Here is a 26,367-nt window from a genome sequence, read left to right on the forward strand (position 1 = left end):
TCTTTTGATTTTTAAAAAAAGAAGGATTCAAATTAATTTGCGAGGAAAAATATAATAGCAGAAAAAAGATTCAATAAAAAATACAATAATGAATATCGATTTTGATAAAAATAACGACGGATTAGTACCAGCGATAGTTCAGGATTCAGTTACTAAAAAAGTGTTGATGCTTGGATATATGAATGAGGAAGCATATTTAAAAACCAACGAGACCAAAAAAGTTACTTTTTACAGTCGTACAAAAAAGCGATTATGGACCAAAGGTGAAGAAAGTGGTAATTTTTTAAACCTTGTTTCTATTAAAAATGATTGCGATAATGATACGCTTTTAGTGATGGTAAATCCGCAAGGACCAACGTGCCACAAAGGTACTGATACTTGTTGGGCGGAAGATAACGAAGCATCGTATGGTTTTTTATCAGAATTGGAAGGCGTCATCGCACAGCGTAAAAAAATGAGTGAAGTGGAACCTGAGTTACGCGAAGACAAAAACTCGTATGTAGTATCTCTTTTTGATAAAGGGATGAATAAAATTGCCCAAAAAGTGGGAGAAGAGGCCGTTGAAGTTGTTATTGAAGCAAAAGATAATGATGAAAATCTTTTCTTAAATGAAAGTGCCGATTTGTTATTTCACTATTTAATTTTACTGAAAGCTAAAGGATATAGTTTAAAGGATGTAGCTAAAGTATTAGAAGGTCGCCATTAAATGAAGCTTACCAGAGAAACGTATAAAACAGAAGCTCAAGTTGTTTTATTTATAAATGGGCAATTCCCCAAAAAAGTTCCTAATCTTGATAGTTTTAAAAAGATATATTGTACCGATGGTGCATACGATAAGCTGAGTGATTTGAAAATACAACCTAATGTGGTTTCGGGTGATTTTGATTCGGTTAATCAGCATAAAATAGCAATATCGGTTAAGGTTATAGAAACACCGGATCAAAATGCTACCGATTTTGAGAAATCTTTACGAATTATTATTGAAGAAGGATATAAAAGTGTAGCAGTTTATGGATGTAGTGGTTTAGAACAAGATCATTTTTTAGGAAATTTGAATTCGATGCTTCATCATTATAATGAAATTAGCATACGGTGTTTCGATGATTTTGGCTGTTATTTTTTTGCTGAAAAGCTTACTGAAATTCACGGATTTAAACGGGAAATAATTTCTCTTTTCCCATTTCCTGAAGCCAAAAATATATATTCTGAAGGTGTAAAATATCCATTATATAATGAAGATTTAGCAATAACCGATAGGATTGGAACGCGGAACACAATTACCGAAGATGTTGCTAAAGTAACATTCGAATTTGGTAATTTATTGGTATTTGTACAGTCTCAAAGAAATAAACCATTTTAAATTAGTAATTTAATTTTCTTCTATATTTTAGGTTTGAAATGTATTTTTTGAAAAATAATCAACTAAAATTAATAATTAACTAATTTTAGTTGATTATTAATATAATTTTAATAATATTTTTTATTAAAATAATTTTCAAGCCATACCGTAATTTTAAAATTTTTAGATTTGCCTCTAATTAACATAAACTTAATATATCACTCATGAAGGGTGAAGCGAAAAAAGATCATATTTTATGGCAGCAAATAAAAAAAGGTAAAGTAGATGCTTTCCAAAAGCTGTATGATGAATATTCTTCTGTGTTAATTTCTTTTGCGCTACAATACACTTCAGATAAAAGTTTAGTAGAAGATTCTTTACAAGATGTTTTTATAAATTTATATAAGTATAGGAGTAAATTAAGTACGATATCGAACTTAAGAAATTACTTATTTACAGCAATGCGTAGAGATGTCTATAAGAAAATTCAAAAAAACAAAAATGTTTATAATTTAGAATTTCGAGACCGGCTTGTTGATAGAGAGCCTTCTTCTGAAGAAAAAATGATAGGAGAAGAAACACTTACAGAGCAAAAAATTCAACTAGCTTATACCTTAACAACCCTTACGGAAAAACAACGAAAAGCTTTATACCTCCGCTTCAACGAAAATCGATCTTACGAAGAACTTTCGGATCTTTTAGAGATATCGATAAGTTCAGCAAGAACCCTTATTTATAGGTCTTTAAAAGAAATTAGAAAAAAACTTTAAAAAAAAATAATTTTTTTTGTCTATACATATACTAATTATTTCTCTATACTATTGAGATTGAAAAAATTTAAACTTGAATATTAATTTTGATAACATTTCTCAACAAAGAGAACAAGAATTAAGGAATAATACACTTAATAATATTTATTTGTTGCGAAAAAAGGAAAAAAGAAATGCAATAAAAAAACAGCTATTTTTAGGTGTTGCAGCAAGTCTTGTTTTTTTAATTTCTATTGGGCTATTTAATTATTTTGATAGTTCTAATTCAACTACTCTAGATAATTATGTAAAAACAAATAGTAGTGGAGCGTATTTAAAAAGCAATAAAATTGAACTAACCTTGTCGGATAGTCAAAAATTAAAATTAGAGGATAGTATAACAATAGCCTATAACTCATCAGGTAGTTCTTTGAAGTTATTAGCAAAAAAAGAAGTTTCAGAAATTAAAACTGAAGATAAAATACTTTTTAATACGTTAACTGTTCCATTTGGTAAGCGTGCTGAATTGCAATTGGCAGATGGTTCTAAAGTATGGTTAAATGCAGGCTCAAAATTAATATATCCCAATAAGTTTAGAGGAAATCTTAGAGAAGTTTTTTTGGAAGGAGAAGCTATTTTTGATATTGAGCATAAGGAAAATCAGCCTTTTCTTGTAAAAACTAAAGATTGTCGCGTAGAAGTTTTAGGAACGCTGTTTAATGTTAGAGCTTATCCGGAAGATAAAACTGTAGAAACAACTTTAGCTAGAGGTAAAGTAAGAATTAGCCATTTAAAAAAGCGTTTGTTCAGAAGCAAAAAAATTCAAAAAGATTTAATACCTGGTAACAAGGCAATCTATTTAAAAGGGAGTGATACTATAAAAGTGAAGCCTGCAGAAGTTGCTAATATTATGGCTTGGCAAAAAGGATATGTTAATTTTAAAAGTAAACCTTTAGAAGAAATTTTAGATAAATTATCTAGGTATTACAATATAAAATTTTATAAAAGCGGAAAAATAAATAAAAATGTAAAATATTCTGGATCTTTTTATTTGAACGATAATATTTTGCATGTAGCAAAAACACTTACAACAATAACAGACCATTACTGTTATTTAGATTCTGAAAATAAAACTATTATAATAGAATAATAAATATAAACCCCTAAAAATAATTGATTTATGATTTAGATTTCAACTCTCTTTTTATTTTTTAAATAAAACCAAAAGATGCGCCAACATCTTTTGGTTGCTTAAAGCTGTAATTGAAAATACAATTACTCGTAAAACCTAATAACAAAATTATGAATAAAAACCATAATAGTGGCACTTTCGTTTCGGAAAAGTGCCCTAAGGGATTTCGTATGCAATTCCTAAAATATTTTCTTGTATTATTTTTATTAAAAGTTTGTACTGCTAATTCATTTGCAAATCAATTTCAACCTTTAATTGAGGTAAATGTAAAGAACATTTCTTTAGTTCAGTTTCTAAATCAGTTAGAAACTAAAAGTGACTATGTCTTCTTATATAGTGATAATATTGCTCAAACAGCTAACCCCATTACTATTAATATGGAGGCTCCTTTAGAAGCTTTATTAAATAAAGCATTTAAAAACTCTACTATTGGATATAGTATTATCGATAATCAGGTTATACTAAAACGTAAAAAAGATAGGCAACAAAAAATGTATCGTTTAAATGGAAGAGTTACAGATGTTTATGAGAATCCTTTACTAGGTGTCAATGTTTTTATTAAAGGGACAAATAATTGGATTATAACTTCAGAGGATGGCGATTACGAAATAGATGTTTATCCTAATGATACCCTTATTTTTAGATACCTAGGCTTTAAAACTCAAAAAATAGCATTAAAAGGAAAAAGAAAATTAAATGTTGTTTTAGAAGATGATATAACTCAATTAGGTCAGGTAAATCTTGTAGGTTCTAATGGATATGCAAAAATTCCTAAAGAACGTTCTACAGGAGCTTTAACAGTAATAGGTAATGAAGAAATAGAGGAAATACCAACTGTAGATCTTAATCAACGTTTAGAAGGTAAAGTACCTGGTCTTAAAGTTGATCCTAGAACGGGGAATTTGAAAATACGTGGTATAACCAGTTACAGTGGTAATGATAAACCATTAATAGTGATCGATGGTTTTCCTATGCCTTTAGAAGATTTTAAGCTTAGTAAAAGAAGCGTTTCTGGTAGCTCTATACTAAGTTATCTAAATCCTGAAGATATAAAAAGTATTACGGTATTAAAAGATGCTTCGGCTGCTGCAATTTGGGGTTCTAGGGCAGCAAATGGAGTTATTGTAATTACTACCAAACAAGGAAAACCTTCAGATCCAACCGTAAATATTAGTTCAGCAATTACATATGGTGATAAAATAAATTTGGATAAATTAAGAGTAATGAATGCTGAACAATATGTAGATTTTGAATCAGATTTAATAACCAATGGTTTTCTGATTGACGATAGTAGTAATTGGAAATCTAGAAAAAATCCGAGTGCTTTACAAAATGCCTTTTTTCAATTTCAAAGAGGAGAAATTACTGCAAGTCAAAGAGATAATATTTTGGCAGATCTTTCAAGTAGAAATAATTTAGGCCAAATTAATAAGTATTTATTACAGAATTCGGTAACCAAGCAATACGATGTTTCAGTATCAGGCGGAAATAATTTAAACACCTATTTTATATCGGCAGGATATAATGAAGATGATGCAGCAATGAAGTCGAATGGATCAAATTCTTATAATATAACTATAAATAATACATTTAAATTAAGGGATTTTCTTCAACTGGAAACAGGTGTTAATTATGTGTCTACCAAATATCAAGAAAATACAACAGCTAATTCTGCTCTTTCTAATGTGTCAGAAACTGCTCTAAGACCTTATGACTATATCGTAGACGAGAATGGGAATGGGCTAAATAAATATTTTATCTTTTGTAAAGATACAGCTAAAGCCTTTGAAAATAAAGGATACTTGCCATTTACATACAATTATTTGGATGAGTTAAATTTTTCAAACGTCAATAGTGAAGGTAAAAACATTCGAATTAATGCTAAATTAACAGCAACTATTACCGATTGGTTGAATATAGAAGGATCAGGAATGTATACCTCAGTTATTAATGAGACTAATACTTTAAATGAATTAGAAAGTTATTATACACGTATTCTTATAAACGAATCTACCGCTGACTCTATAAATCCAATCACTGGTGAATTAGAAAAACCTAAAATACCTAAAGGAGCTTATTTAAATACTGGAAGACAAAAAAATGAAACTCAAAGTATGAGACTTCAAACTAATATTAATAAAAAACTTTGGGAAAAACATACTATAGATTTTTTAGCTGGGGCTGAGATTAGGGAAGAGAGAAGAAAGGCAACCGGAAGAAATTGGTATGGTTATGATGTTGATACGAATACGTCTGAAGATGTTGATGAAAATGGTTTTTATAAGAGTATGTATGGTTGGAAAACACGTATAGGAAGTTCTAATAATAGTATTAAAAAGTATAGGGATAGGTATTTGTCCTATTATAGTTTATTGTCCTATAATTTTAATAGTCGCTATTATTTAACAGGAAGTTTTCGTCTGGATGATTATAATTTACTGGGAGCCTCTAGATCCAATAGAGCTGCACCTTTATGGTCTATAGGAGGTAAATGGGATTTAAGTAAAGAAAATTTCATGGAAAATATTAATTGGATCGATAATAGTTCTTTTAGATTAAGTTATGGAAAATCTGGAGCGGCTCCGGCAGGTGGCTTTGGTAATAAAAATGCAATTATTGCAGTAGATAATAAAGATGATAATACGCAGCTACCTATTGCATCTATAAGTTTGCCAGCAAATTCCGAATTGAAGTGGCAAACTACAAGTACTTTAAATTTAGGGCTAGATTTCTCCATTTTACATGGAAGACTTTCTGGTAATTTTGATGTTTATACTAAAAAAACTAAGGATATTTTAAGCACTTTCCCTTTTAATCCTACTTATGGGTTTTCTTATCTTCAATATAATACCGGGACTATGGAAGGTAATGGAGTTGATCTAGCTTTAAATGGCTCTATCATAAATAGTGAAGACTTTAAATGGAGAAGTTCTCTTAATTTTGCGTATACAAACAATAAAATCACTGACACTAGATTTGAAGTTACAAATGCTACTCAGTTATTAACTACAAGTCAGATATTAAATAAGCCGTTAGGAAGCATTTATGCTTATAAATGGGCAGGTCTGGATGATACAGGTCAAAGTTTAATTTATGATAAGGATGGAAATACAATAGACTCTTCAGTAGGAGTGTATGACATAGAAAAAGAAGATTTAAAATATGTAGGCACTGTTAATGCACCTTATTTTGGTGGATTTATGAATAACTTTAGCTATAAAGGAATTTCTTTAGGAGTTCAGATTACTTATTATTTTGGTCATGTATTTCGTAATACTGTGTTGCAAAACTATCCTTCTAATAGTGGGGTTTATTATGGAGCAATAGGAAAAGATGAAACTATTGCGGATAGGTGGAGAAAGCCTGGAGATGAGTTAAATACAAACGTTCCCGGATTACAAAATATAAATTATACTAGTTTAAGTAGGTATCAGCAATCAGATATTAATATTTTACCAGCAGATAATATTCGTTTGCAGCAACTATCGCTGGGATACAATATACCTAGCAAATGGTTAAAAAATAATTTTATAAAATCTATAAACTTAAACATCGCTGCCCGAAATATTGGACTTATCTGGACAAAGAATAAACTTGATATTGACCCTATTTATTTGTCCACAAATAATTACAATACGTTGCCACCACAGCGTTCATATACTTTTCAATTAAGTTGTAGTTTCTAAAAAAATCATATGAAAATTTTACAAAAAATAATTTATAGTACCATTCTTATGGTATCCGTAATTGGATGTCGAGATTATGTAGAAGTTGAACCTGTAGGCAATAATCGCGTACTAAAATATACCTCAGACTATCATGGTTTAGTAAATAATTATGAAGTTACTTCCTTTGCCGGTGGTATGTATAGCATATCTTCAGAGGATACTGAATTTACAGAGTCTTTTGCCACTAGCTTATCCAATAATATCTGGAAGAATTCGTATACGTGGCAAGATGAAATATTCAATGATGCTCCAAGTGATACTGATTGGAATTCCCTGTATCTAGCCATATACTATTCAAATGTTGTAATTAATGGTGTTTTAGATAGTGAAAGAGGGTCTGAACAAGAGAAAGAATCAATATTGGCACAAGCATATGTAAATAGAGCTTTTTCTTATTTACAACTGGTTAACATTTATGCTCATCAATACGATCCACAAGGGGATAATAGTGAAAAATCAGTACCTTTATTGTTAACTCCAGATCTTTATAGTTCTCTTGAAAGAAATACCGTAAAGGAAGTTTATGAGCAGATTATTTCTGATTTGCAATATGCGCTTGAGAATAACATTGTAGAAGTACCTGAATTTAATGTATTACCATCTAAGGCTTCTGTTTATGCTTTGCTAGCTAGAACTTATTTGTATATGGGAGATTATGAGCAAAGTTTAAACAATTCACAGAATGCTTTGGCTATACAAAATACACTACTAGATTTGAATTCATTGTCCAGTGGTTTTGAATATCCAGTTCTTATTGAAAATCCTGAAATTATTCTTTCTAAAAAGCTTCTTAATACTTATCAGGGAGCACCATTGTCACAATCATTATTAGCAAGTTTTGATGAGACTGATTTACGTTATTCAATTTATACTGTTGAAGGATCTAATTTTTATCCACCGTTTGACGGAAGAGCCTATGCTATAGGTTACTATAGTGATACCAATGCAATTAACGTAGGTCCATCTGTTCCTGAAATGTATCTAATAGCTGCAGAGAGTGCAGCAAGATTAGGAGATACTGAAACTGCTGTAAACTATTTAAATACTTTACGCAAAAAGCGTTATGTAACGGATTCAGAATATCAATTAACAGCAACTGATGCAGGCAAAGCATTAAATTTAGTATTAGAAGAGCGAAAAAAAGAACTAATCGGTAGAGGTTTCCGTTGGTTTGACCAAAAGCGACTAAATTTAGATTCGGAATTCAGAAAAACTTATACAAGAACCTTTCAAGGGCAAACCTATACTTTAGAGCCTAACAGTGAGGGCTATGTATTCCCAATCTTCGAAAATTATATCGATTTAAACCCAGAATTAGGTAAGTAACCTATAAAATCTATTTATGAAATTAGAAAAAAAATTAAAAGTACTACCAATTATTTTGGTAGTACTATTTTTTAGTTTGTCAACAATTAACTGTAAAGCCCAAACTAATACGGGTAATCAGCAACAGAGTAAAACTATAAATTTAGCAGCTCCAAATAAAACTAAAAAAGATACTCTTTTACCGGGTATTACATTACCGGTAATAGCAGGAAAAACGTTGCACTTTAGATATTTCCCAAAAGGCGATTTAAAAAATAAGCAAAACATCAATGGGCTTGCTTATACCTATCAAGACTTCAAATGGCATATCAAAGATGTTAATATAGAAAAAGATAAAGGAGCGTGGAATTGTAGCTTTAAAATTCCTAAAGATTGTGCATTTTTAGCTTTTAAATTCTATACAAATACCGAAAACGGAATAGTAACCGATACTAATACTGATAATGGATATATGTATACGCCAGTATCTTCTGAATATCGTAGAATGCCTGGTAGTAGTTTAGCATGGGGAACATTCCGTAACAAAAACTTTAATAGTAATTTTGGAAATTATTTTAAAGAATTTTCTGCGTCGAATGAAGCCACTGAGTTTTGGCTTAAAAAGGAAGTGAAGGATAATCCGGGGAATCTACCGAAATTTATAGATACGTATATCAATATCTTAAAAGTTCGAAAACCTGAAAAATTTGCTAAAATTGCTAATAAAATATTAGATAATTTTTTAAATGATTTTAAAGATCTTTCCGAAAGCCAATTAATTACGTTAAAAAATATTTATCAATTTGAGTTGAAGAATACTAAGGTTTCTGATTCTCTTCATCAAGTAATTGCAAATCGTTATCCTAAAGGTATCGAAATGCGATCTCAAGCATTTATGACGGCAAATCAGTTAGGAGATGAGGCGAATAGATTTAATAAGTTAGTTCAGTTTTTAAAAGATTTTCCTAATGATAATTCGGTGCCTAAAAGCCAGTATTTTATCTATAATAAAGTTTATTCAGTTCTTTTTGAACATTTTTTTGTAAAAAAAGAGTTTGATAAAGCAATTGATTTGCTTCCGGCAATGAATTTTGTAAGTATTAACGATAGCTATCATTTTACAGTTTCTAAAGCATATCATTTTAAAAGTGTATCTACAGAAAATCTATTAAAGCTATCGACACCAATGATTGCTGAATTAAGAAAAAAAAATAATGATCTTTCTTATATGTCTGGCTTATATTGGTCTCCTAATCAAGCGACAGAAAATGCAAATAATGAGTTAGATAGAAAATTAAAAGTACATATTAAAATCTTAAATGATTTAGGGAAATATCGAGAAGCATTAGAAGCCTTTAGTACATTATCTACAAATCAACGATATACCGATTCAGATTTAAATGAACTTTACGTAAGTCTTTTGCAGCAGCTTAATAAAGATATAAAACCGGTATTAGAGGAAGCTGCAAAATTTAATGCTTTAACGCCACATCTTACCAAATTGCTGGAAGATGAATATAATAAAGAAGCACATGTTAATTCAGATTTTAATGAATATTTAGCAGCATTAAAATCAGCAAATAAAAATGAACTAACTACTGAAGATTTAATTTTCGTAAAATCACCAAGTTTAGTTTTTGAAGATGCTTCAGGAAATTCAAAAACTATAATGGGTAAAAAAGATCAAATAATCATTTTAGATTTCTGGGCAAATTGGTGCGCTCCTTGTAAAAAATCGTTTCCAGCAATGCATAGATTAAGTGAAAGTTATAGTGAAAACCAAAATGTACAGTTTTACTTTGTAAATACTTCAGAAAATACTTCAAATTATAAAGAGAAGGCTGTGGAGTATTTTAAAAACAATTCATATTCAGATTCACTACTTTTATTTGATATTAAAAGCCAGAATGGACCAAATAATGTTACATTTTCGAAATTTTCAACGCTGTTTAGTTCCAGCGGAATTCCAAGAAAGGTAATAATTAAAAACGGACAAATCCGATATACTTCAGAAGGATACAGTGGAAACCCTAGTGAGCTTACCGATGAAATTAACAATATAATTTATCTTCTTGAAAATGAATAAATTCATGCAAAGAAAAGTTATTATAATTTCTATATTATTGCTTAGTTTACAATCTCTTTTTTCTCAAAAAATGGAGGTAGATAGCACTGCTTACAGAAGTTGGAAACGAATTGAAGATGAAAAAATTTCGGATAATGGTAGTTGGATAGCTTACCGGACTGTTTATCAAGATCCGTTTCTAGAAAATAGCTCTGATTTATCGATTGTTAATACAAATACTAAGAGAGAAAAAAAGTTAAATGGAATTTATGATTTTGAATTTTTAGGAACTGGAGATTGGGTAAAATATACAACACAACAAGAAACATTACTATATAATTTAAAGACTAACGAGAAACGTCCTTGGAAGGTTACAGCATTTACTCAAAATTTACAGAGTACAAATTATTTGTTTTATACGAAATTTAAGCCATCAACTTCAGGAGGAGGTGAAGGTAGCCAAACATTAGTTTTTTATAATTTAAAAACCAATGATAGTATACAGCTTGAAAATATAAAAAACTTCAAATTATTGAAGCAGAATACTATTCTCTATTCTCAAGAAGAAGGAGAAAAAATATATTTAAAGTATGGAAAAATAAAAGAAGAAAGTAAAATTTTCTATCAACAACAAAAAGACAAGTTTGGAAACTTTACACTTGTAAATGATAATGAAGGATCTTTTACTACAAAAAATGATAATGGAGAAGAAATATTATATTATTTTAATCTTAAAGAGGGAATTAAAAAGCCAGTTTTAAATTTTGAAGAAATTTCTATTAATAACCCTGATTATAATATTTCAAGAAATCCATATTCTATAAATAGTAGCGATAAATATATCCAATTACAGCTACAACCAAATTTTAATAAATACGGCAATAGACCCAAAAAAAATAACACGATAGATATTTGGAAATGGGATGAAGGAGCTATGGCAAGGAGACAATGGAAATTAAGGGGTGAAAAAGAGATTCCTAATGATCCTGTTTATTTTTATGATATACTAAATAAAAAAACAATCAAAATTTTAGACGGGGATGCGTATGATAATATTCTAAAACCGTCGCATGTTGGAGGAAATGTTATTTTGTATACCGATGAAAGTTTATATACCAAAGATGTAGACTGGACCTTTGGTCAGCATAACGATATTTACGGGATATCACTAAAAACAAAAGAAAAATTCAAATTAGCAGAAAATACAAAATTAATACCATCTTGGAACGATAATGGGACTTTAGCGGTGTTATTTGATAATAAAACTGGAATCTGGAAAGTTTTAGATGCTCGTTCAGATAAACCTCAGTTTAAAACTATTTCCAAAGAAATACCCTATTCATTGACAGATCTTGATAGTGATATAGGTAATACCAAAAAACCTTATGGAATTGCAGGTTGGTTAAACAATGGAACTACAGTTGTTTTCTATGGTAAATACGATCTTTGGGCAGTACATTTAGAAGGAGAAAAAAAGGGATTGGTTTATTCATTAACTAATGGATACGGCAGAAAACATAAGGTTAGTCTTAGATTACAAGGTGCCGATTATAAACAAAATTTAGATTCCGATAGCTTGTTGTTTAATGGATTTAATCATGAGACTAAATCTAGTGGGGTGTATCGTTTAGTAAAAAATAAAATAGAAGTATTAGCTTTTAATAAAAACTATAACATCAATATAACTAAGGTTGCCGGTAACGGTGATTTTCTTTTCACTAAGCAGAGTTATCGTACATTCCCTAATTTATGGTACGCAAATACAAAATTTAAAAAAGAGAAAAAACTAACCGATGTTAATTCTCTATTGAGAAATTATAAATGGGGAAATGCTAAGCTAATTTCTTGGGAAAATTTTGAAAATAAAAAAAACCAAGGGCTTCTTTACCTACCAGATAATTACGATGAATCTAAAACTTATCCAGTAATTGTTCATTTTTACGAAAAACATAGTTTCGAATTGCATCATTATCTTATGCCAGAATGGAGTTCTAGCAACATCAATATACCAACTTATGTAAGTAAAAATTATATCATTTTTCAGCCAGATGTACATTATGCATATAATAAACCTGGAGAAAGTGCCTACAATTCAGTAGTTAGCGGAGTTGAATATTTAATAAAAAAAGGAATAACCGAAAAAGGCAAAATAGGTATTCAAGGTCACAGTTTTGGAGGCTACGAAACTTCTTATTTAGTAACACATTCTGATATTTTTACCTGTGCTATTGTAGGTTCGGGAGTTTCAAATTTTACAAATAATTATTTAAGCTATCGGAGTAATGGAATAGCTACAATGTTTAAATATGAAGTAGATCAATACAGAATGAAAGGTTCATTATTTGAGTATGAAGAAGATTACATTAAAAATTCTCCTGTATTTAACGTGAAAGATGTTTCTACTCCAATTTTAATTTTTCATAATAAAGAAGATAGAGCAGTGCCATTTGAACAGGGAATGCAGCTGTTTTTTGCACTACGGCGAAATAATAAACCTTCTTGGTTAATAAATTATTCTGAAGAAGGGCATACATTAAGTAAAGAAGTTAATCAAAAGGATTGGACATTACGGATGCAATCATTTTTTGACAAGTATCTAAAAAATAAAACAACTAATTTTTTGAATTAGCTAAACTTCAGCATTTAGTATTTTATTTTTAGACGAAAGCAGCTTTAATTAAGGCTGCTTTTTTATTTTTCCTAATGACATCTTTATTAAACTAAATATTTAGTTATATATTGATAAAAAATTCATCAATGGTAAAATCATCAAAAATTCAATTCATTATTATATTATTACTAGTATTGGCATCTTGCCAGAGTTATCATCCGCTTTCAAAATACAATTCATATAAAGGCAGTACTTTTAAAAACGATCACTTAGGAATTGAGATTGATTTTTTTGGAGATAATATTTTTACTGATTTGCAAGAAGTTCGGAAAAAAAACATTCGGAAATTGCTTAAAAATATTTCCTTTTTACAAACTCAAAATTTGTTTATAGTAGGAGAATCGAACATTGCACCACTTTATAAATTTTATGTATTTGCTAAAGAAAATAATGAATTAGGTAATGAGAAAGTTTCGGGTAATAAGGCTCAACTGGTGAAAGCAGATACAATACAGCAAAGTGTTATTTATAAAAAAGTACTAAAAAATAACACGTATTATGTAATGCTTCAGCCTAAATTACCAAATTCAACATTGAAATCTGTATTAAAAGACGGACAGTCAATAACCAATAAAATTATTCCGCTGTTTACCCCAAAGAGATTTAATTATTCCGATATTTTTTCAGAAAATAAAGAGACTTATAACTATTTAAACTTTCGGGAACAATTAAAGAATGATTCAATTCCGAAAACCAAAGCAAATAATTGGGCTCAACTTCAGTATTTATTAACTGTAAACTCGTTTATGCAAAATAATAAGGAATACGATAGTTTACTAAATAGTTTTGAGCATAACCGTAAACAAAAAATTAATAAAAGATTACAGGATTTATTAGATGTTGAAAAAACAAAGTGGAAAAACGAAAAGTCCATTCAGTTTTTAGCTGAAGAAGCTAAAAAGACTACTGTTTTTATGCTGAATGAAAACCATTGGTATCCAAAACACCGAAAATTGGCGACCAATTTATTACAACCTTTAAAAGAAGCTGGGTATAGCTATTTAGCGATAGAAGCTTTGTATAATGATAATAAAATTAATGAAGATCAAGATTACCTAACTTATTCCTCCGGTTATTATGTTAGAGAACCCTTTTTTGCTCAATTTATTAGAGAAGCTAAAAAATTAGGCTTTACTATTATTAAATACGATGATTTTTCAGCAAAAAATAGAGAAAAAGCACAGGCCGAAAATATTTTAAAAGTATTTAAAAAGAAAAAGAATGCTAAAGTTTTTGTGTATGCGGGTTTAGCACATATTCATGAAAAACTAGTTAAAAATCGAAAAAAGCGAATGGCTTTTTATTTACGGCAACAATCTGGTATAAATCCTTTAACTACAGATCAGACCATACTTGTTGGAGAGTCTGCTGATGCTATTACTTTATTTCCGGCTTCGGTTGTAGTTAAAGATTCAATATCGAATAATAATGTTGATTATTTTATACTGAATAATTATCAAGTTTCTCAAGAAGCATTATTCTCAAATCAAAAATTGAAGAAATATGAGGTAAATTTATCGAATTTTAATACAGAAGTATTGGTATCGGTGTATTTTCAAAATGAATTTGCTGAACATCAGCTGAAGAGTATTCCGGTTTATTCGGTAATTGTAAATGCTGCCGATCAAGATTCTTTTTCTTTTTATTTCCCAAAAGGAAAATACCGATTAGTAATTCATAGTAAAACTAAAAATAATTTATGGCAGGAAAATTTCACAATTGAATAATTTTTAAAAAACCGGGCATCCTATGTTAAAATAAATCTAAGAAAAAAAGAGTCGGATGCCCGGAGCAGAAATCAAACAGTAATTAAAGTTCTAGTTGTTTATCAATTTTGAATAAGCAGCAATATTATAAGCTTGCGGTATAGCTTATTTAGCAATTAATCCTGTTGAACAATAATTTATGATGCTTTTGATTTAATATTTGTATCAATTCTACTTAAAAGCTGCTTCACTTTTTTAATTTTAATCTCTTTTTGTCCAACAGGGAATTCCCATAATATAGTATCACCTTCAGCATATCCTAATAGCGCAAGTCCCATTGGAGCCAAAATTGAAATTTTATTTGTTTTTATATCACTTTTATCAGGGGTAACAATTTGATAGGTTCGTTCAACCTGAAATGGCGTTTTTATGGTTACTGATGCATTTAATCGAACTACATCGCTCGGCATTTCAGAGTGTTCTCGAATATCGGCTTGTTTTAGTTGTTCTAAAAGTTTAGAAATTGATATTTTATATTGTTGGTCCTTATAGTTTTTAGCCCAGCTTATTAATTGCTTAAATAAATACAATTCATTTTCTTCGATTATTAAATTTCCATATTTCATAATTCATGGTTTTAAGGAAAAATTCCTCTTTGTTCATAAGCAGTTTCAATTCTGGAAATAGCAATTAAATAGGCTGCCGAGCGCCAATCTAAATCGCTATTATTAACTTCGTTATGTATATTTTTAAAATTCTCGGTTAATTTTTTTTCTAATTTTTTCAGTACCGTTTTACGGCTCCATAACTCTCCGTTTTTATTCTGAAGCCATTCAAAATAACTAGCAATAACTCCTCCTGAATTGCAATAGATATCTGGAATAATAGTGATTCCGTTTTCTAGTAATATTTCTTCTCCTTCTTGATCTATTGGTCCATTTGCACCTTCTAGAATAAGTGAGGCAGTAATTCTTGGAGCATTTTCTGCTGTTATTTGGTTACCAAGAGCTGCTGGAATTATAATGTCACAATTTATATTGAAAAAATCAGTAGCATCTATATTTACAGCTTCTGGAAAACCTTCAATAGATCCTTTTCTTGGTTTACAATGTTCCGCTAAAGCTTCTATATTTATTCCTTCTTCTTTGTATAAAGAAGCATGAGCATCTTGCACACCAATAAATTTAGCGCCATCTTGAATCATAAAATAAGCAGCCCAATAGCCTACATTTCCAAATCCTTGGACAATGAAGGTTTTACCATCTAATCTTTCACCTTTAGTGTCTAAAAACAATTTAGCAGATATATATACACCAAAACCAGTTGCTCGGTCTCTACCTTCTAACCCTCCAATTCCTATTGGTTTTCCGGTGACAATATGCTTATTTTGAGATCGCTCGGATGAAGGGATGGTAGACATATAAGTATCGGCAATCCAAGCCATAGTTTGGGCATTAGTATTAACATCTGGAGCAGGAATATCGTGATCGGGACCTATATTTTCTCCTAGCGCATAGGTAAACCGTCTAGTTATTCGTTCAAGTTCTGATATAGAGTAGTCTCTCGGATCTATTTCTATACCACCTTTAGCACCACCAAATGGTAAACCGGCTAATGATGTTTTCCATGTCATCCACATAGCAAGTGCTCTAGCAGCATCTACATCTACAGTGTTGTGATATCGTAATCCACCTTTGTAAGGGCCTAAAGCATTATTATGTTGTACGCGATAACCGGTGAAAATTTCAACATTCCCATCGTCCATTTTTACCGGAAAATTTACTGTAATTTCATTATTAGAAATGCATAGAATTTTTCGGATATTTTCATTTAAATGCATTATAGCTGCTGTTTTGTTGAATTGATTCAATACAGTAGCATGCATAGATTGTTTTTTCACTTGAGTTTTCTCCATTGGTATACTATTTAAAATTTTCGCAAAACACCTTACGGTTTTCTTTCCAAGAACAATTATGTCGATGATCACAATTAAAGCAAAGTCCTTTTATGACATCTTGAGGTAATTGAGCAGCAATTATAGGTTGTTTTGTTTTTTCTTCAATTGTATTCATCTCCTTTTATTGGCATTATTAAATAGCCTAAAGTCAAAGGCTATACCCAATATTAGATGTTGAATACAATAAAATTATAAGTAGTTGTAATGAAGTGTTTTACTAGTTAAAACTATTTTTTAAGTTTTAAGGAGGCTTAGGCGAAGTTCCCCAAATGGGTAATCTTGCTCCAATTTAGTCTTTTAGTTTATTACGTAACGTTTTTCGGTCTATCTGAAGAATTTCAGCAGCTTTACTTTTATTTTGATTGGTGTGCGCTAAAACTTGTTTTATATAGTCTTTCTCTGTTTCTAATAGCGATTTTAATGGCGTATTAGTTGTGGAAATTGAATATTTTAAATGTTCGGGTAATTGATCGGTTGTAATTTCATTATCACTTAAAATAATTGCTCTTTGAATAATATTCTCTAATTCCCTAACATTTCCGGGCCAATTGTAACGTTGTAATAAATCGGTTGCTTTTTCAGTAAGTTTAACTCGCTTTCCGTATTCTGAACCATATTTTCGAAGAAAATTTTCAGCTAATAGCGGAATATCTGATTTATGATCTCTAAGTGAAGGTGTTTCTATATTAACCACATTTAGTCGATAATATAAATCTTCTCTAAACTTTCCGCTTTTTACCATTTTGTATAAATTGCTGTTTGTGGCGGCAACAATTCTAACTTCAATTTTTTCTGATTTTTGTTCACCAACTCGACGGACTTCTTTTTCTTGTAATACTCGTAAAAGTCGAGTTTGTACGTTTAAAGGTGCATTTCCTATTTCATCTAAAAAAATAGTACCGCCTGCTGCTGCTTGAAAGAAACCTTGACGATTTTCGTTAGCGCCTGTAAAAGCGCCTTTTTTGTAACCAAAAAGTTCAGATTCTAATAAATCCTCAGGAATTCCACCACAGTTTACTGCTATAAAAGGTTGTGCAGCGAACGAACCTTTATAATGTATTGCTCGGGCAATTAATTCTTTTCCTGTTCCACTTTCTCCTTGTATTAAAACGGTAGCTCGGTTATTTTTAACACGCTCAATTAAATCGATTAGTTTTTCCATAGGTTCAGAATTACCTATGATACCTGCGTAAGAAATACTTTCGGTGCGTTTAGCTTGTGTTTTCGATTGTTGAAGTGACGAGGGAAGTGATTTGGTAATAGCTTTTTTAAGTTCTTCTTTAGTAAAAGGTTTGGTTAAATAATCTAAAGCACCTGATTTCATAGCTTGTAGTGCACCATCTAAAGAAGGAAATCCGGTAATTACTAATTTCGGTAATTTAGGGTAATGATCTTTTACATATTTTAGAAGTTCAATACCATTAACTTCAGGCATTTTTAAATCAGTAATCAGTAAATTAATACTGCTATATTTTAAAATACTGATAGCTTCTACAACGCTAGCAGCTTTATAAGCATGGAAGTTTTGTTCTTGAAGCTGACGTTGGATAAGCTCCAGCATATCATAATCATCATCAACAATTAAAATGTTTGCTTTTTTATAAGCCATAGCAATAGTTTACAACGGTATTATTATTTGGAAAATACTTCCTTTAGGATTATTATCAAATATACAAATTTCACCCTGGTGTGCTTTAATAATTCCGTGTACTACACTTAATCCTAAGCCGGAACCTTCACCAACAGGTTTGGTGCTAAAAAAGGGATTGAATATTTTTTTCTTTAATTCTTGCGGAATACCGGGACCTTCATCGTAAACTTCCATTATCATTTCTTGATGATTGGTTTTTACGATAATTTCAATTTTTGTGTTGGGCTCTGAAACATAGATGGCATTAATTACAAGGTTAAAAATGACTTGTGTGAACTGAACCATATCTATGGGAAGCTTAAGTTCAGGATTATCAATTATAAATTCACAATCTATTTGTGCTTTTTTAAGGTTTGGAGCTAATAAAGCTAAGGCCTGATCGATAATAGGTTTAACTGAAACTAAAGCTCTGTTATGCGGCATTTCGCAAGCAAAAAACATCAATTTTTTTACTATTTCTCGAGAATAGATACTAGCCTTAATAATTTTTTCAATATCATCTTTAGTCTGGTTTTCTTGGCTGCTGGACTGAATTAATTCGGCAAAACCTAGAATATTGCCTAGCGGAGTATTTAATTCATGAGCAATACCGGCAGTTATTTCCCCTAAAACCGATAATCGATGATTTGATTCTGCTTTTTTTCGTAGTAATTCTTCACGATTTTTTATGGCTTGTCGTTCTAGAAAATCGCTAATTTCTATAGCTATTTGATCTAATAATTGTTGTTCTTCTACTAAGAAATCGGATTGCTTAAATTCTTCAGCATTATAAAATACGCTTATCGTTCCGGTATTACCATTACTATCGTTTATAAAGCTTTGTTGTTCAATTTTAGAAGAAGGAATAGGAGAGGTGAGTAGCGATATAGTATTGAATTGTAACTGAACAATGGCAGATTCCGGATGGCGCCATGCTTTTTTTGTAATTTGGCAAACTTCACTTAGCGCTTCTTTAATATTTCCGGTTTGTTTTCGGAATACGTTTGAAATACTGTATAAGCACGAAAGTTCTTTTACCCGTTCTTTTAATCGATCTTCTAGTGAAAAATCTGTATTCATCTTAGGAATTTAAATGATGATAGTAAACCTACCAAAATCAGGCAATTTTTAATATTAAATATTTATAATTAAAAATATTATTTTAAACAATTAAAAATCAATATATTATAATGTAGTTTCTCATGTTAATTATCGAGTAAATATTGTTCAGTGGGGCAATTTTCTCCACTTTATAAGTAATTCAATTTAATTAATAAATATTTAAATATTTGATTTTCAGTATTTTTTGATTTTCCTGTTTACTTTCAATTTATGTAGGAATAGCTTTTGAGTGGTATATTCTAAATGATCAGTAAAAAAATCAATTTAGTGTATAACTAATCAAAAATAATCATTGAAAACTACATTTTTTCAGCATGTGTATTCGTACCGTCAATTATGTTTAAAAAAGGACATGCGAGAGATAGCACTTTGGGGTGAAATATTAGAAATGATTAATGAAGAAATTGGCTATTTATTACAAACCGAAAAGAAGCTGATTAATAATTATGAGTTGGGAATTAAAATTCAGGATTTACGCAGAAAAATTATTCTTTGTAGTGCTTCTTTATGTAGGTATGAGCAAAATCTGAAAAATGAATTAGAGTATGGAAAGAATAAGTACGATGAGTCTAATATTGTATTGCATGAACAGCATCGTGAAAAATACTTTTCTCTAATTCAGTATTATCAACAATTAAAAAACAAATTATATAAATACCTAACCTAATATAAAACAATTAAAATTAGATATTTTGGAACGGAGAAAATACGTATTGATAGTACTTTTAATAGCATTGCTTTCTATTACTATACTTAGTTGGTTGGTACCGGCACCTATTTTCGAATAAAATATAATCGATAGAATAGTTTTTTGCTTTTCACATTAAATTAATCGAGAATGATGGATATTGTACTATTCTTATTTTCTAAATGATATTGGTATCCCTCAATAGTTATTGTTTTGAACTGTCCTTCAATTTTATCTCCTTGAATTATTTCGAATTTATCACCTTTTTTAGGCTGTAAACTTTTATCGAAGGTTATATTGAGTTTGCCATTATCTAAAATTACTTTTTCACAGGTAAGTATAATTTCTTTATTTGCTTTAATAGCTAATGAAATTTCACCTTTTAATTTTAAAGTATTTTTTATAGTTAAAGGAGCTTTAACGTCAAGCTTTCCATTTTTATTTACTGTTACTTGACCAATACCTAAAGCTGTTTTTGATGTAGTAGCTATTGTACCTTCATTGATAACGGTATTTCCCTGGTACGAATTATTACCGGTTAGAATAAGTTTACCTGTGCCACTTTTTACTAAACCACCTTTTCCAGATATATTATTTTTCCAAGAATCCTTTGCATTAAAACGACCTAAAGAAGCATCCATGTTCACATGCACATCTTCAACAAAAGCTCCATAACCATCGGCAGCCGCTACTAAATCTATTCTACCCCAGCCATTTGTTTTATCGGTTATTTTGTAACCTGAGGGAATTTCTGTTGTATATAAAACCGCTCTTCTTTGTTGATTATCTAAATAGGGAAAACGAGATTTTAAGATGGCTTCAGCTCCTTTGGGTACAATTGGCTCGTCATCTATTTTGGTAGAATCTTTTGGAAAACCGTAGGTTAATCGATATCTAAAAATTTGTTTTAAAGAATCTATATTATCATAAATGTTATTATTGAAAACAGATACATTTATGTTTTCATTTGCACTATAACCAGTAGGATTAGTAATTTTTTGGTGAGCATAATCGTATAAATCTATATCCAAACTATCTGCTTTGGCTTTAAAAAATGTATAACTCGTTTCTACCGCTAATTCTGCATAATTAGCAATTTCTGAATTATTTAAAGCGGCGCAAGCAGTTGCTAGCGCCATTGTTTTTCCTCCAATAACATCTACCGGAGAATGCATTCCAGCAATAATTCTATCTTCTCCTAACTGAGAGCCTCTATAAACTAATTCTTGAAATCTTTCTGGAAAAGCATAGGCGTAAGCTAAGGAAATTAAAGCAGCTGCGTTTGTATGCCCGCTAGGGTAACCATTATCCCTTCTTATATTTTCGGTGGTATTTGTATATAAGTCTTTATCGGTGGGATTTTCATCATTATAAATGTATTTATGATTTTTACGGGAGCTCATTAAACCCGGTACTACTTGGACTTCACTTTCATAAATATCATAAATTTTTAATTCCTTTTTGCCAGCATAATTAGTAACTTCATAAGTAGGGTTATGCGAAACACTATCGTAAGTAGTTCCTTTAAATTTTACCTCTCCATTTTTATTCATACGCCAAGGTCTGGGAGTAGAATATAAATATTTTGGAGCACTGGTACTAGAACATGTATTTTGAAAACTTCGAGCTAGTTTAACAACAGCTCCTAATGGACTATTTTCAAAACCCGCATATTTTTGATCATTATTATACTCACTTTGATAGAGTGAGTCTTTTAAAACTTGTAGTTTCGTTATCGGTGGTAAATCGACATATGCACCTGAATTTTTTATATAAACTTCAGTTAAAGGACCAAAGCCATCAGTTACACTGTAAAATTTTGAACGGACATCATCTAGAAAGGCTAAAATGGTTTCATCTTCTGTTCTATTCTGAGTAACCTTCATCACGTATTGTATGTTCTTTTTCCAAACTACCGAATCTTTAATAGGATTTCCGTCTATATAATTATTTAGGTTTGGACCATTAGCTAACGATTTTTTTTGATAAGTATCTGTAGTTCCTTGCCATATATCATTTATTCCTCTTAGAATATAAACAGAAGGATTTTCTTCAATACTTCTTTTCTTTACATCATCGCAGTTATTTGAGATATTATCGATTAGCGGGAGGGGATAATTTACGTTGGGTGTAGCTACTATAAATTCATTATCACTATTTTTAGTATGCTTTTTTTGTTCTTGATTTTTACAACTGAATAAACTTAAAAAGAGGCTAAAACCAGTTCCTATTAATTTAATTTTATAGTATCCCATTAGTAATTTATCTATTTTTTGAAAAAATAAGTTGCTTATTAGTTTATTGCGCAACAATACTATATTTATAGATAAACTCCTTTAACAGAATTTAAAATATAGCTCTTGTATATTAAATATAGATTACTAAAATTAGGCTTGAAATTTTATATTCTTGATTTTCTAGATCATTTTGTATTCTATTTCTTTAAGTGTTCCACCATTACTATCTTTTGCTGAACAGGAGGTCAATGCAACAATTAAATCCATTTCAGCTTTAAAAAGTATATAATTTTCAGTGGAATTTAAAGGAGCTTCTACGCTTAATTTTCCTTTATCATATTTCTAATTTTAACCAAAACTAGAGATGTTTACTTGAGTCTTAAAAATTGATTAAGAGTATTTTAGTATACTATTTAATCTGTTTTTAAGAAGAAATAATGTTTACTGATCACAATAATTAATAGTGATAATATTGAGTTTTAGTTTAATTTTTAAAACATTTTAGAAATTCTATTGAATTCATTAAATGAAATACAATTTAGATTTTATTAACCCGTAAATAGATTTCGTGCTTTTACTTTTATAAAAAATTGAATCATGAAAGATCCACAAACAAAATATCCGCAACCTTCATTCGATACAAAATTGCAAGAAGAACCGGGAATTGAATCTAAAATGAATCCGTTACCCGACTATGGAGAAAATACCTATAAAGGATCAGATAAATTAAAAGACAAAGTAGTTATTATTACCGGTGGTGATTCTGGAATAGGAAGAGCAGTAGCCTATGCTTTTGCTATAGAAGGTGCAAAAGTAGTAATTTCTTATCTTAATGAACATAAAGACGCAGAAGAAATGGCTGAAGTTATCAGAAGTAAAAAAGGAAAGGTCTTCTCAATAGATGGGGACATTCGAGAAGAAAAACATTGTCAGCAAATTATAGATAAAACTATTGAAGAATATGGTCAAGTTGATGTAATTGTTAACAATGCCGCTTTCCAAATGGCTAGAGAAAGTATTCAAGATATTTCTGCAGAAGAATGGGATAAAACATTCAAAACCAATATTTATGCGCCATTTTATTTGTGTAAAGCAGCTGAAAAACATTTAGCACCCGGAAGCAGTATTATTAATACTACCTCGGTAAATGCATATGCGCCAAGTGATAACTTAGTGCCTTATGCAGCAACTAAAGGAGCTATTAAAAACTTTACTGCAAGTATGGCACAATTATGGGCAGAAAAAGGTATATGGGTAAATGCTGTAGCGTCTGGACCTATTTGGACACCGCTAATCCCAGCAACTATGTCGGCCGAAAAAGTTAAAAATTTTGGAAAGAAAACGCCATTTGGTAGACCCGGACAACCTGCAGAGCTAGCTCCGGCTTATGTAATGCTTGCTTGTGAAGATAGCAGTTATAAATCTGGTGCAACTATAGAAATTACAGGTGGCCGTTATACATTATAAAACTATTTATTAGTTGAATTATAAAAAAGTGTCTTGAATTAATTTAAGACGCTTTTTGTATAAAATAGAATTTAGATTATCTATTAATTGTGCGTTGAGTTTAGGAATTTAAAATAAACTCCATCAATTTGTCAATAGCTTTTTGTGAATCTTTTTTCCAAAAACTATAATGTAGCGGTAAAATCTTAATCCCTGTTCTTCCTTAGGTTTTGTAGCGTTCTAAACTAAAACTTCTCGATATTTTCCTGGGTAACCAATTAAATCAATAAAATAATTTTTCCCTTGGTGTGTAACTAAAATATCCAATAAGCTTCCTGCTACGGGATAACCACAAGTTATATTTTTTAAGCCAATGAAATTTTGATTCGAAATACGTTCAGAAAGTAAATAAAGAAACTCATCTTTATCTATAAGCCCTTCTTTTAGTTGTAATAAGCTAAGAGCAGACTTGTTAATCTCGAAATTTTTATGTTCTATTTTCAAGAATTTATCTTCGTCTAAAGTTTCTATGCTAGCAGGAAAGAGTAGAAGAGGAGTGGAAATATGATTATCTTTACTTAACAGGTTTTCGTTTTTACCTAAAATAAAAAAGCAACTATAAAATAGTTTTTTCTCTAAATTATAGAGTGTCATCTCTTTCTCTAAAGCCAAAACCTTTTTTATTGGTATATGGTATTAAGGGTAAATTTTTGTTAAGTAGTTCTTCTTTTTTTTACAAACCATTTATAGGCATATTTGGAAGAAAAAATATTTTTTATGGTAAACTCTTTATAATCTAATTGGTAGCAGTCTCTAAAGTAATTGAAGAGATCTTGTGGATTAAATTTCACGGGTATAATTTAAAAAGATGAAGATACAAATCTCAATTAAAGAATATATGTTATGAAAGTAAAAATACTAACACAGGTAATGTTTAGTAAATGATAGCTGTAACTAATTGAGAATAACTATAAAAGTACTTAGCTGTTGTTATTTACAAATAAAATAACGATTTTTGCAGCGTGAAACAGTTTATATACATCGTATCCTTTTTAATGCTTGCGAAGCCAATCATTCCTGTATTGGAATATGTGGTCTTTTACGATTATATTAAAACGGAGCTTTGTGTTAATAGAGACAAACCTGAGCTTGCCTGTAATGGTAAGTGTTATTTGATGAGGCAGCTCTCTAAAGCTTCCGATGATGAAAAAGAAAAAAAACATTTTTCTACTGAAACAAGCTTGGTGTTCTTTCAGAAAATTGAAGATGATTTTGGTATTCAATCTTTCACCTATACTTTAAAGCCAAAAATAAATTCAGAATACAGCGACATCTATTCTTATTTAGAGAAAGATTCTATTTTTAGACCTCCCATTGTATAACAACTAACATGTTTTTAGAGCTTAGTTTTAGAGGGATATTATATTTAATATCTCCATAAACTATTGTGAATTTTTGTTCATACTACTAACATTTAGTTTCCTCTCATTCAGCAAAAACCCTTATAAAACGCGATGTGTTATTTTTTGAAATGATATGGTGTTTTATGGGTAACACTTTTTGCTGCCTTTCATGTACTTATCCATTTAATATTCATATTCAATAAAAATGAAGCGTAATATTTTTTGGTTAGCTGCAATGTTATTTGCAGTAACCCTGTCATGCACTATTGACAAAACCGATTATGAAGCAGAATTAAGAACAACAGTTACTGAAGACTATATTTTTGAGGAGGCACTTTCCTTTAATACTGGAGATTATAAAATTAGTGTTGAATCTTTAAACGGAACCTTTAATAAGGGATACAATGAAATTCATTTACAGCTTACAGATGCTGAAACCGATGAACATGTAACTAGTACAGAAGTTACGTTATTGCCTATTCTTACAAGTGATGATGTAGCAATTTCTTGTCCACATAGTTATGATTTAGTTTATGACGAGATAGAAAATGCGTATGTAGGTTATGCTGTATTTACTAAGGAAAGCACTTCTCTAGCGAATTGGAAATTATATTTCAGTTTTACAGAGAATAATCAAATTCATCAAACAGATCAACTGATTTCTGTTGAAGAACAACTGAATAAAAACCTGAATATGACAAGTTTTACAGGTGCAGATAATCAGGAATATGTTATTGCTTTAATAGCTCCTAGAGAACCAAAAGTTGCAGAAAATGATTTGATTGCCGGTATTTATAAATACAATGAACCAACAACACCTGCGGGAGATTTTCCTGATCCGTTACAATTTTCATATTCAGCAGTTGAAGGTTATACCTTGTTGCTAGATCCCAGAATGCCAGAACCTTCTATGGGTAATCATTCTACTCCAAACAATCAAGACTTGACTCAAGGGAGTGATGGCTTGTATCACGGGGTGGTTAATTATACCATGACTGGTGCTTGGACTTTAAATTTTATTATGCTGAATAGCGAAGGTGAAGTTGTAAGAGGAACCGAAGTTTCTACAGCTTTTACTCCTGGAATAGAAGGTGAAAAAGGTGAATTATATATTGATACTTTATTTTAA

The 26,367-nt window shown here is 30.3% G+C and carries 19 protein-coding genes; 13 read left to right on the forward strand and 6 right to left on the reverse strand.

Features of this window, described 5'->3' with window-relative positions; translation table 11 throughout:
- Positions 1–85 precede the first annotated feature (85 nt).
- From hisIE to ACN0WI_RS11620, 9 genes are all read left to right on the forward strand, one after another.
- Positions 86–706, forward strand: coding sequence for a bifunctional phosphoribosyl-AMP cyclohydrolase/phosphoribosyl-ATP diphosphatase HisIE (gene hisIE, locus ACN0WI_RS11580; RefSeq protein WP_417887087.1), 621 nt, complete (start codon positions 86–88; stop codon positions 704–706).
- Positions 707–1,360: a thiamine diphosphokinase gene (locus tag ACN0WI_RS11585; RefSeq protein ID WP_417887018.1), complete on the forward strand. Its 654-nt coding sequence runs from the start codon at positions 707–709 to the stop codon at positions 1,358–1,360.
- Positions 1,361–1,563: 203 nt separating this feature from the next.
- Positions 1,564–2,109 (forward strand): RNA polymerase sigma factor, encoded by a 546-nt coding sequence (locus ACN0WI_RS11590; RefSeq protein ID WP_417887020.1) that lies wholly within the window; start codon positions 1,564–1,566, stop codon positions 2,107–2,109.
- A 73-nt stretch (positions 2,110–2,182) separates the two neighbouring features.
- Positions 2,183–3,238: a FecR family protein gene (locus ACN0WI_RS11595; protein ID WP_417887021.1), complete on the forward strand. Its 1,056-nt coding sequence runs from the start codon at positions 2,183–2,185 to the stop codon at positions 3,236–3,238.
- A 152-nt stretch (positions 3,239–3,390) separates the two neighbouring features.
- Positions 3,391–6,966, forward strand: a complete 3,576-nt coding sequence (locus tag ACN0WI_RS11600; protein ID WP_417887022.1) for a SusC/RagA family TonB-linked outer membrane protein — start codon at positions 3,391–3,393, stop codon at positions 6,964–6,966.
- Between the two features lie 9 nt (positions 6,967–6,975).
- On the forward strand, positions 6,976–8,334 hold the full coding sequence (locus ACN0WI_RS11605) for a RagB/SusD family nutrient uptake outer membrane protein (RefSeq protein ID WP_417887023.1): 1,359 nt from the start codon (positions 6,976–6,978) through the stop codon (positions 8,332–8,334).
- 16 nt (positions 8,335–8,350) lie between these two features.
- Positions 8,351–10,399 (forward strand): TlpA family protein disulfide reductase, encoded by a 2,049-nt coding sequence (locus ACN0WI_RS11610; RefSeq protein WP_417887024.1) that lies wholly within the window; start codon positions 8,351–8,353, stop codon positions 10,397–10,399.
- 70 nt (positions 10,400–10,469) lie between these two features.
- The gene (locus ACN0WI_RS11615; RefSeq protein WP_417887025.1) at positions 10,470–13,007 is read left to right on the forward strand and encodes an alpha/beta hydrolase family protein; all 2,538 of its coding nucleotides are present in this window, start codon (positions 10,470–10,472) and stop codon (positions 13,005–13,007) included.
- 128 nt (positions 13,008–13,135) lie between these two features.
- Positions 13,136–14,776: a hypothetical protein gene (locus ACN0WI_RS11620; protein WP_417887026.1), complete on the forward strand. Its 1,641-nt coding sequence runs from the start codon at positions 13,136–13,138 to the stop codon at positions 14,774–14,776.
- Positions 14,777–14,952: 176 nt separating this feature from the next.
- Here ACN0WI_RS11620 and ACN0WI_RS11625 read toward each other — a convergent pair whose 3' ends face one another.
- From ACN0WI_RS11625 to ACN0WI_RS11640, 4 genes are all read right to left on the reverse strand, one after another.
- On the reverse strand, positions 14,953–15,381 hold the full coding sequence (locus ACN0WI_RS11625; RefSeq protein WP_417887027.1) for a GreA/GreB family elongation factor: 429 nt from the start codon (positions 15,379–15,381) through the stop codon (positions 14,953–14,955).
- A gap of 11 nt (positions 15,382–15,392) precedes the next feature.
- Positions 15,393–16,670, reverse strand: coding sequence for a Glu/Leu/Phe/Val family dehydrogenase (locus ACN0WI_RS11630; protein WP_417887028.1), 1,278 nt, complete (start codon positions 16,668–16,670; stop codon positions 15,393–15,395).
- Positions 16,671–17,001: 331 nt separating this feature from the next.
- Positions 17,002–18,321, reverse strand: a complete 1,320-nt coding sequence (locus ACN0WI_RS11635) for a sigma-54-dependent transcriptional regulator (protein WP_417887029.1) — start codon at positions 18,319–18,321, stop codon at positions 17,002–17,004.
- 9 nt (positions 18,322–18,330) lie between these two features.
- Positions 18,331–19,422: a sensor histidine kinase gene (locus ACN0WI_RS11640; protein ID WP_417887030.1), complete on the reverse strand. Its 1,092-nt coding sequence runs from the start codon at positions 19,420–19,422 to the stop codon at positions 18,331–18,333.
- 334 nt (positions 19,423–19,756) lie between these two features.
- Here ACN0WI_RS11640 and ACN0WI_RS11645 point away from each other — a divergent pair, with 334 nt between their 5' ends.
- Complete coding sequence (locus tag ACN0WI_RS11645; RefSeq protein WP_417887032.1) at positions 19,757–20,131, forward strand: hypothetical protein; 375 nt, start codon at positions 19,757–19,759, stop codon at positions 20,129–20,131.
- A 161-nt stretch (positions 20,132–20,292) separates the two neighbouring features.
- Here the strand turns inward: ACN0WI_RS11645 and ACN0WI_RS11650 are convergent, their stop codons facing one another.
- Positions 20,293–22,407: a phosphatase PAP2 family protein gene (locus ACN0WI_RS11650; RefSeq protein WP_417887033.1), complete on the reverse strand. Its 2,115-nt coding sequence runs from the start codon at positions 22,405–22,407 to the stop codon at positions 20,293–20,295.
- 579 nt (positions 22,408–22,986) lie between these two features.
- On the opposite strand from ACN0WI_RS11650, the gene ACN0WI_RS11655 reads away from it, so the two are divergent.
- A complete protein-coding gene (locus tag ACN0WI_RS11655) occupies positions 22,987–23,856 on the forward strand; it encodes an SDR family oxidoreductase (protein ID WP_417887034.1) in 870 nt (289 codons plus the stop codon).
- Positions 23,857–24,075: 219 nt separating this feature from the next.
- On the opposite strand, the gene ACN0WI_RS11660 is transcribed toward ACN0WI_RS11655, so the two are convergent.
- Entirely contained in the window at positions 24,076–24,507 is a 432-nt protein-coding gene (locus ACN0WI_RS11660) for a hypothetical protein (RefSeq protein ID WP_417887036.1), read from the reverse strand.
- A gap of 350 nt (positions 24,508–24,857) precedes the next feature.
- Between ACN0WI_RS11660 and ACN0WI_RS11665 the strand changes: the two genes are divergently transcribed.
- Together ACN0WI_RS11665 and ACN0WI_RS11670 are read left to right on the forward strand one after the other, a co-directional pair.
- Positions 24,858–25,217 (forward strand): hypothetical protein, encoded by a 360-nt coding sequence (locus tag ACN0WI_RS11665; RefSeq protein WP_417887037.1) that lies wholly within the window; start codon positions 24,858–24,860, stop codon positions 25,215–25,217.
- A gap of 226 nt (positions 25,218–25,443) precedes the next feature.
- Positions 25,444–26,367, forward strand: a complete 924-nt coding sequence (locus ACN0WI_RS11670; protein WP_417887039.1) for a hypothetical protein — start codon at positions 25,444–25,446, stop codon at positions 26,365–26,367.

The organism is Zunongwangia sp. (assembly GCF_048269745.1).
Lineage (GTDB): Bacteria > Bacteroidota > Bacteroidia > Flavobacteriales > Flavobacteriaceae > Zunongwangia.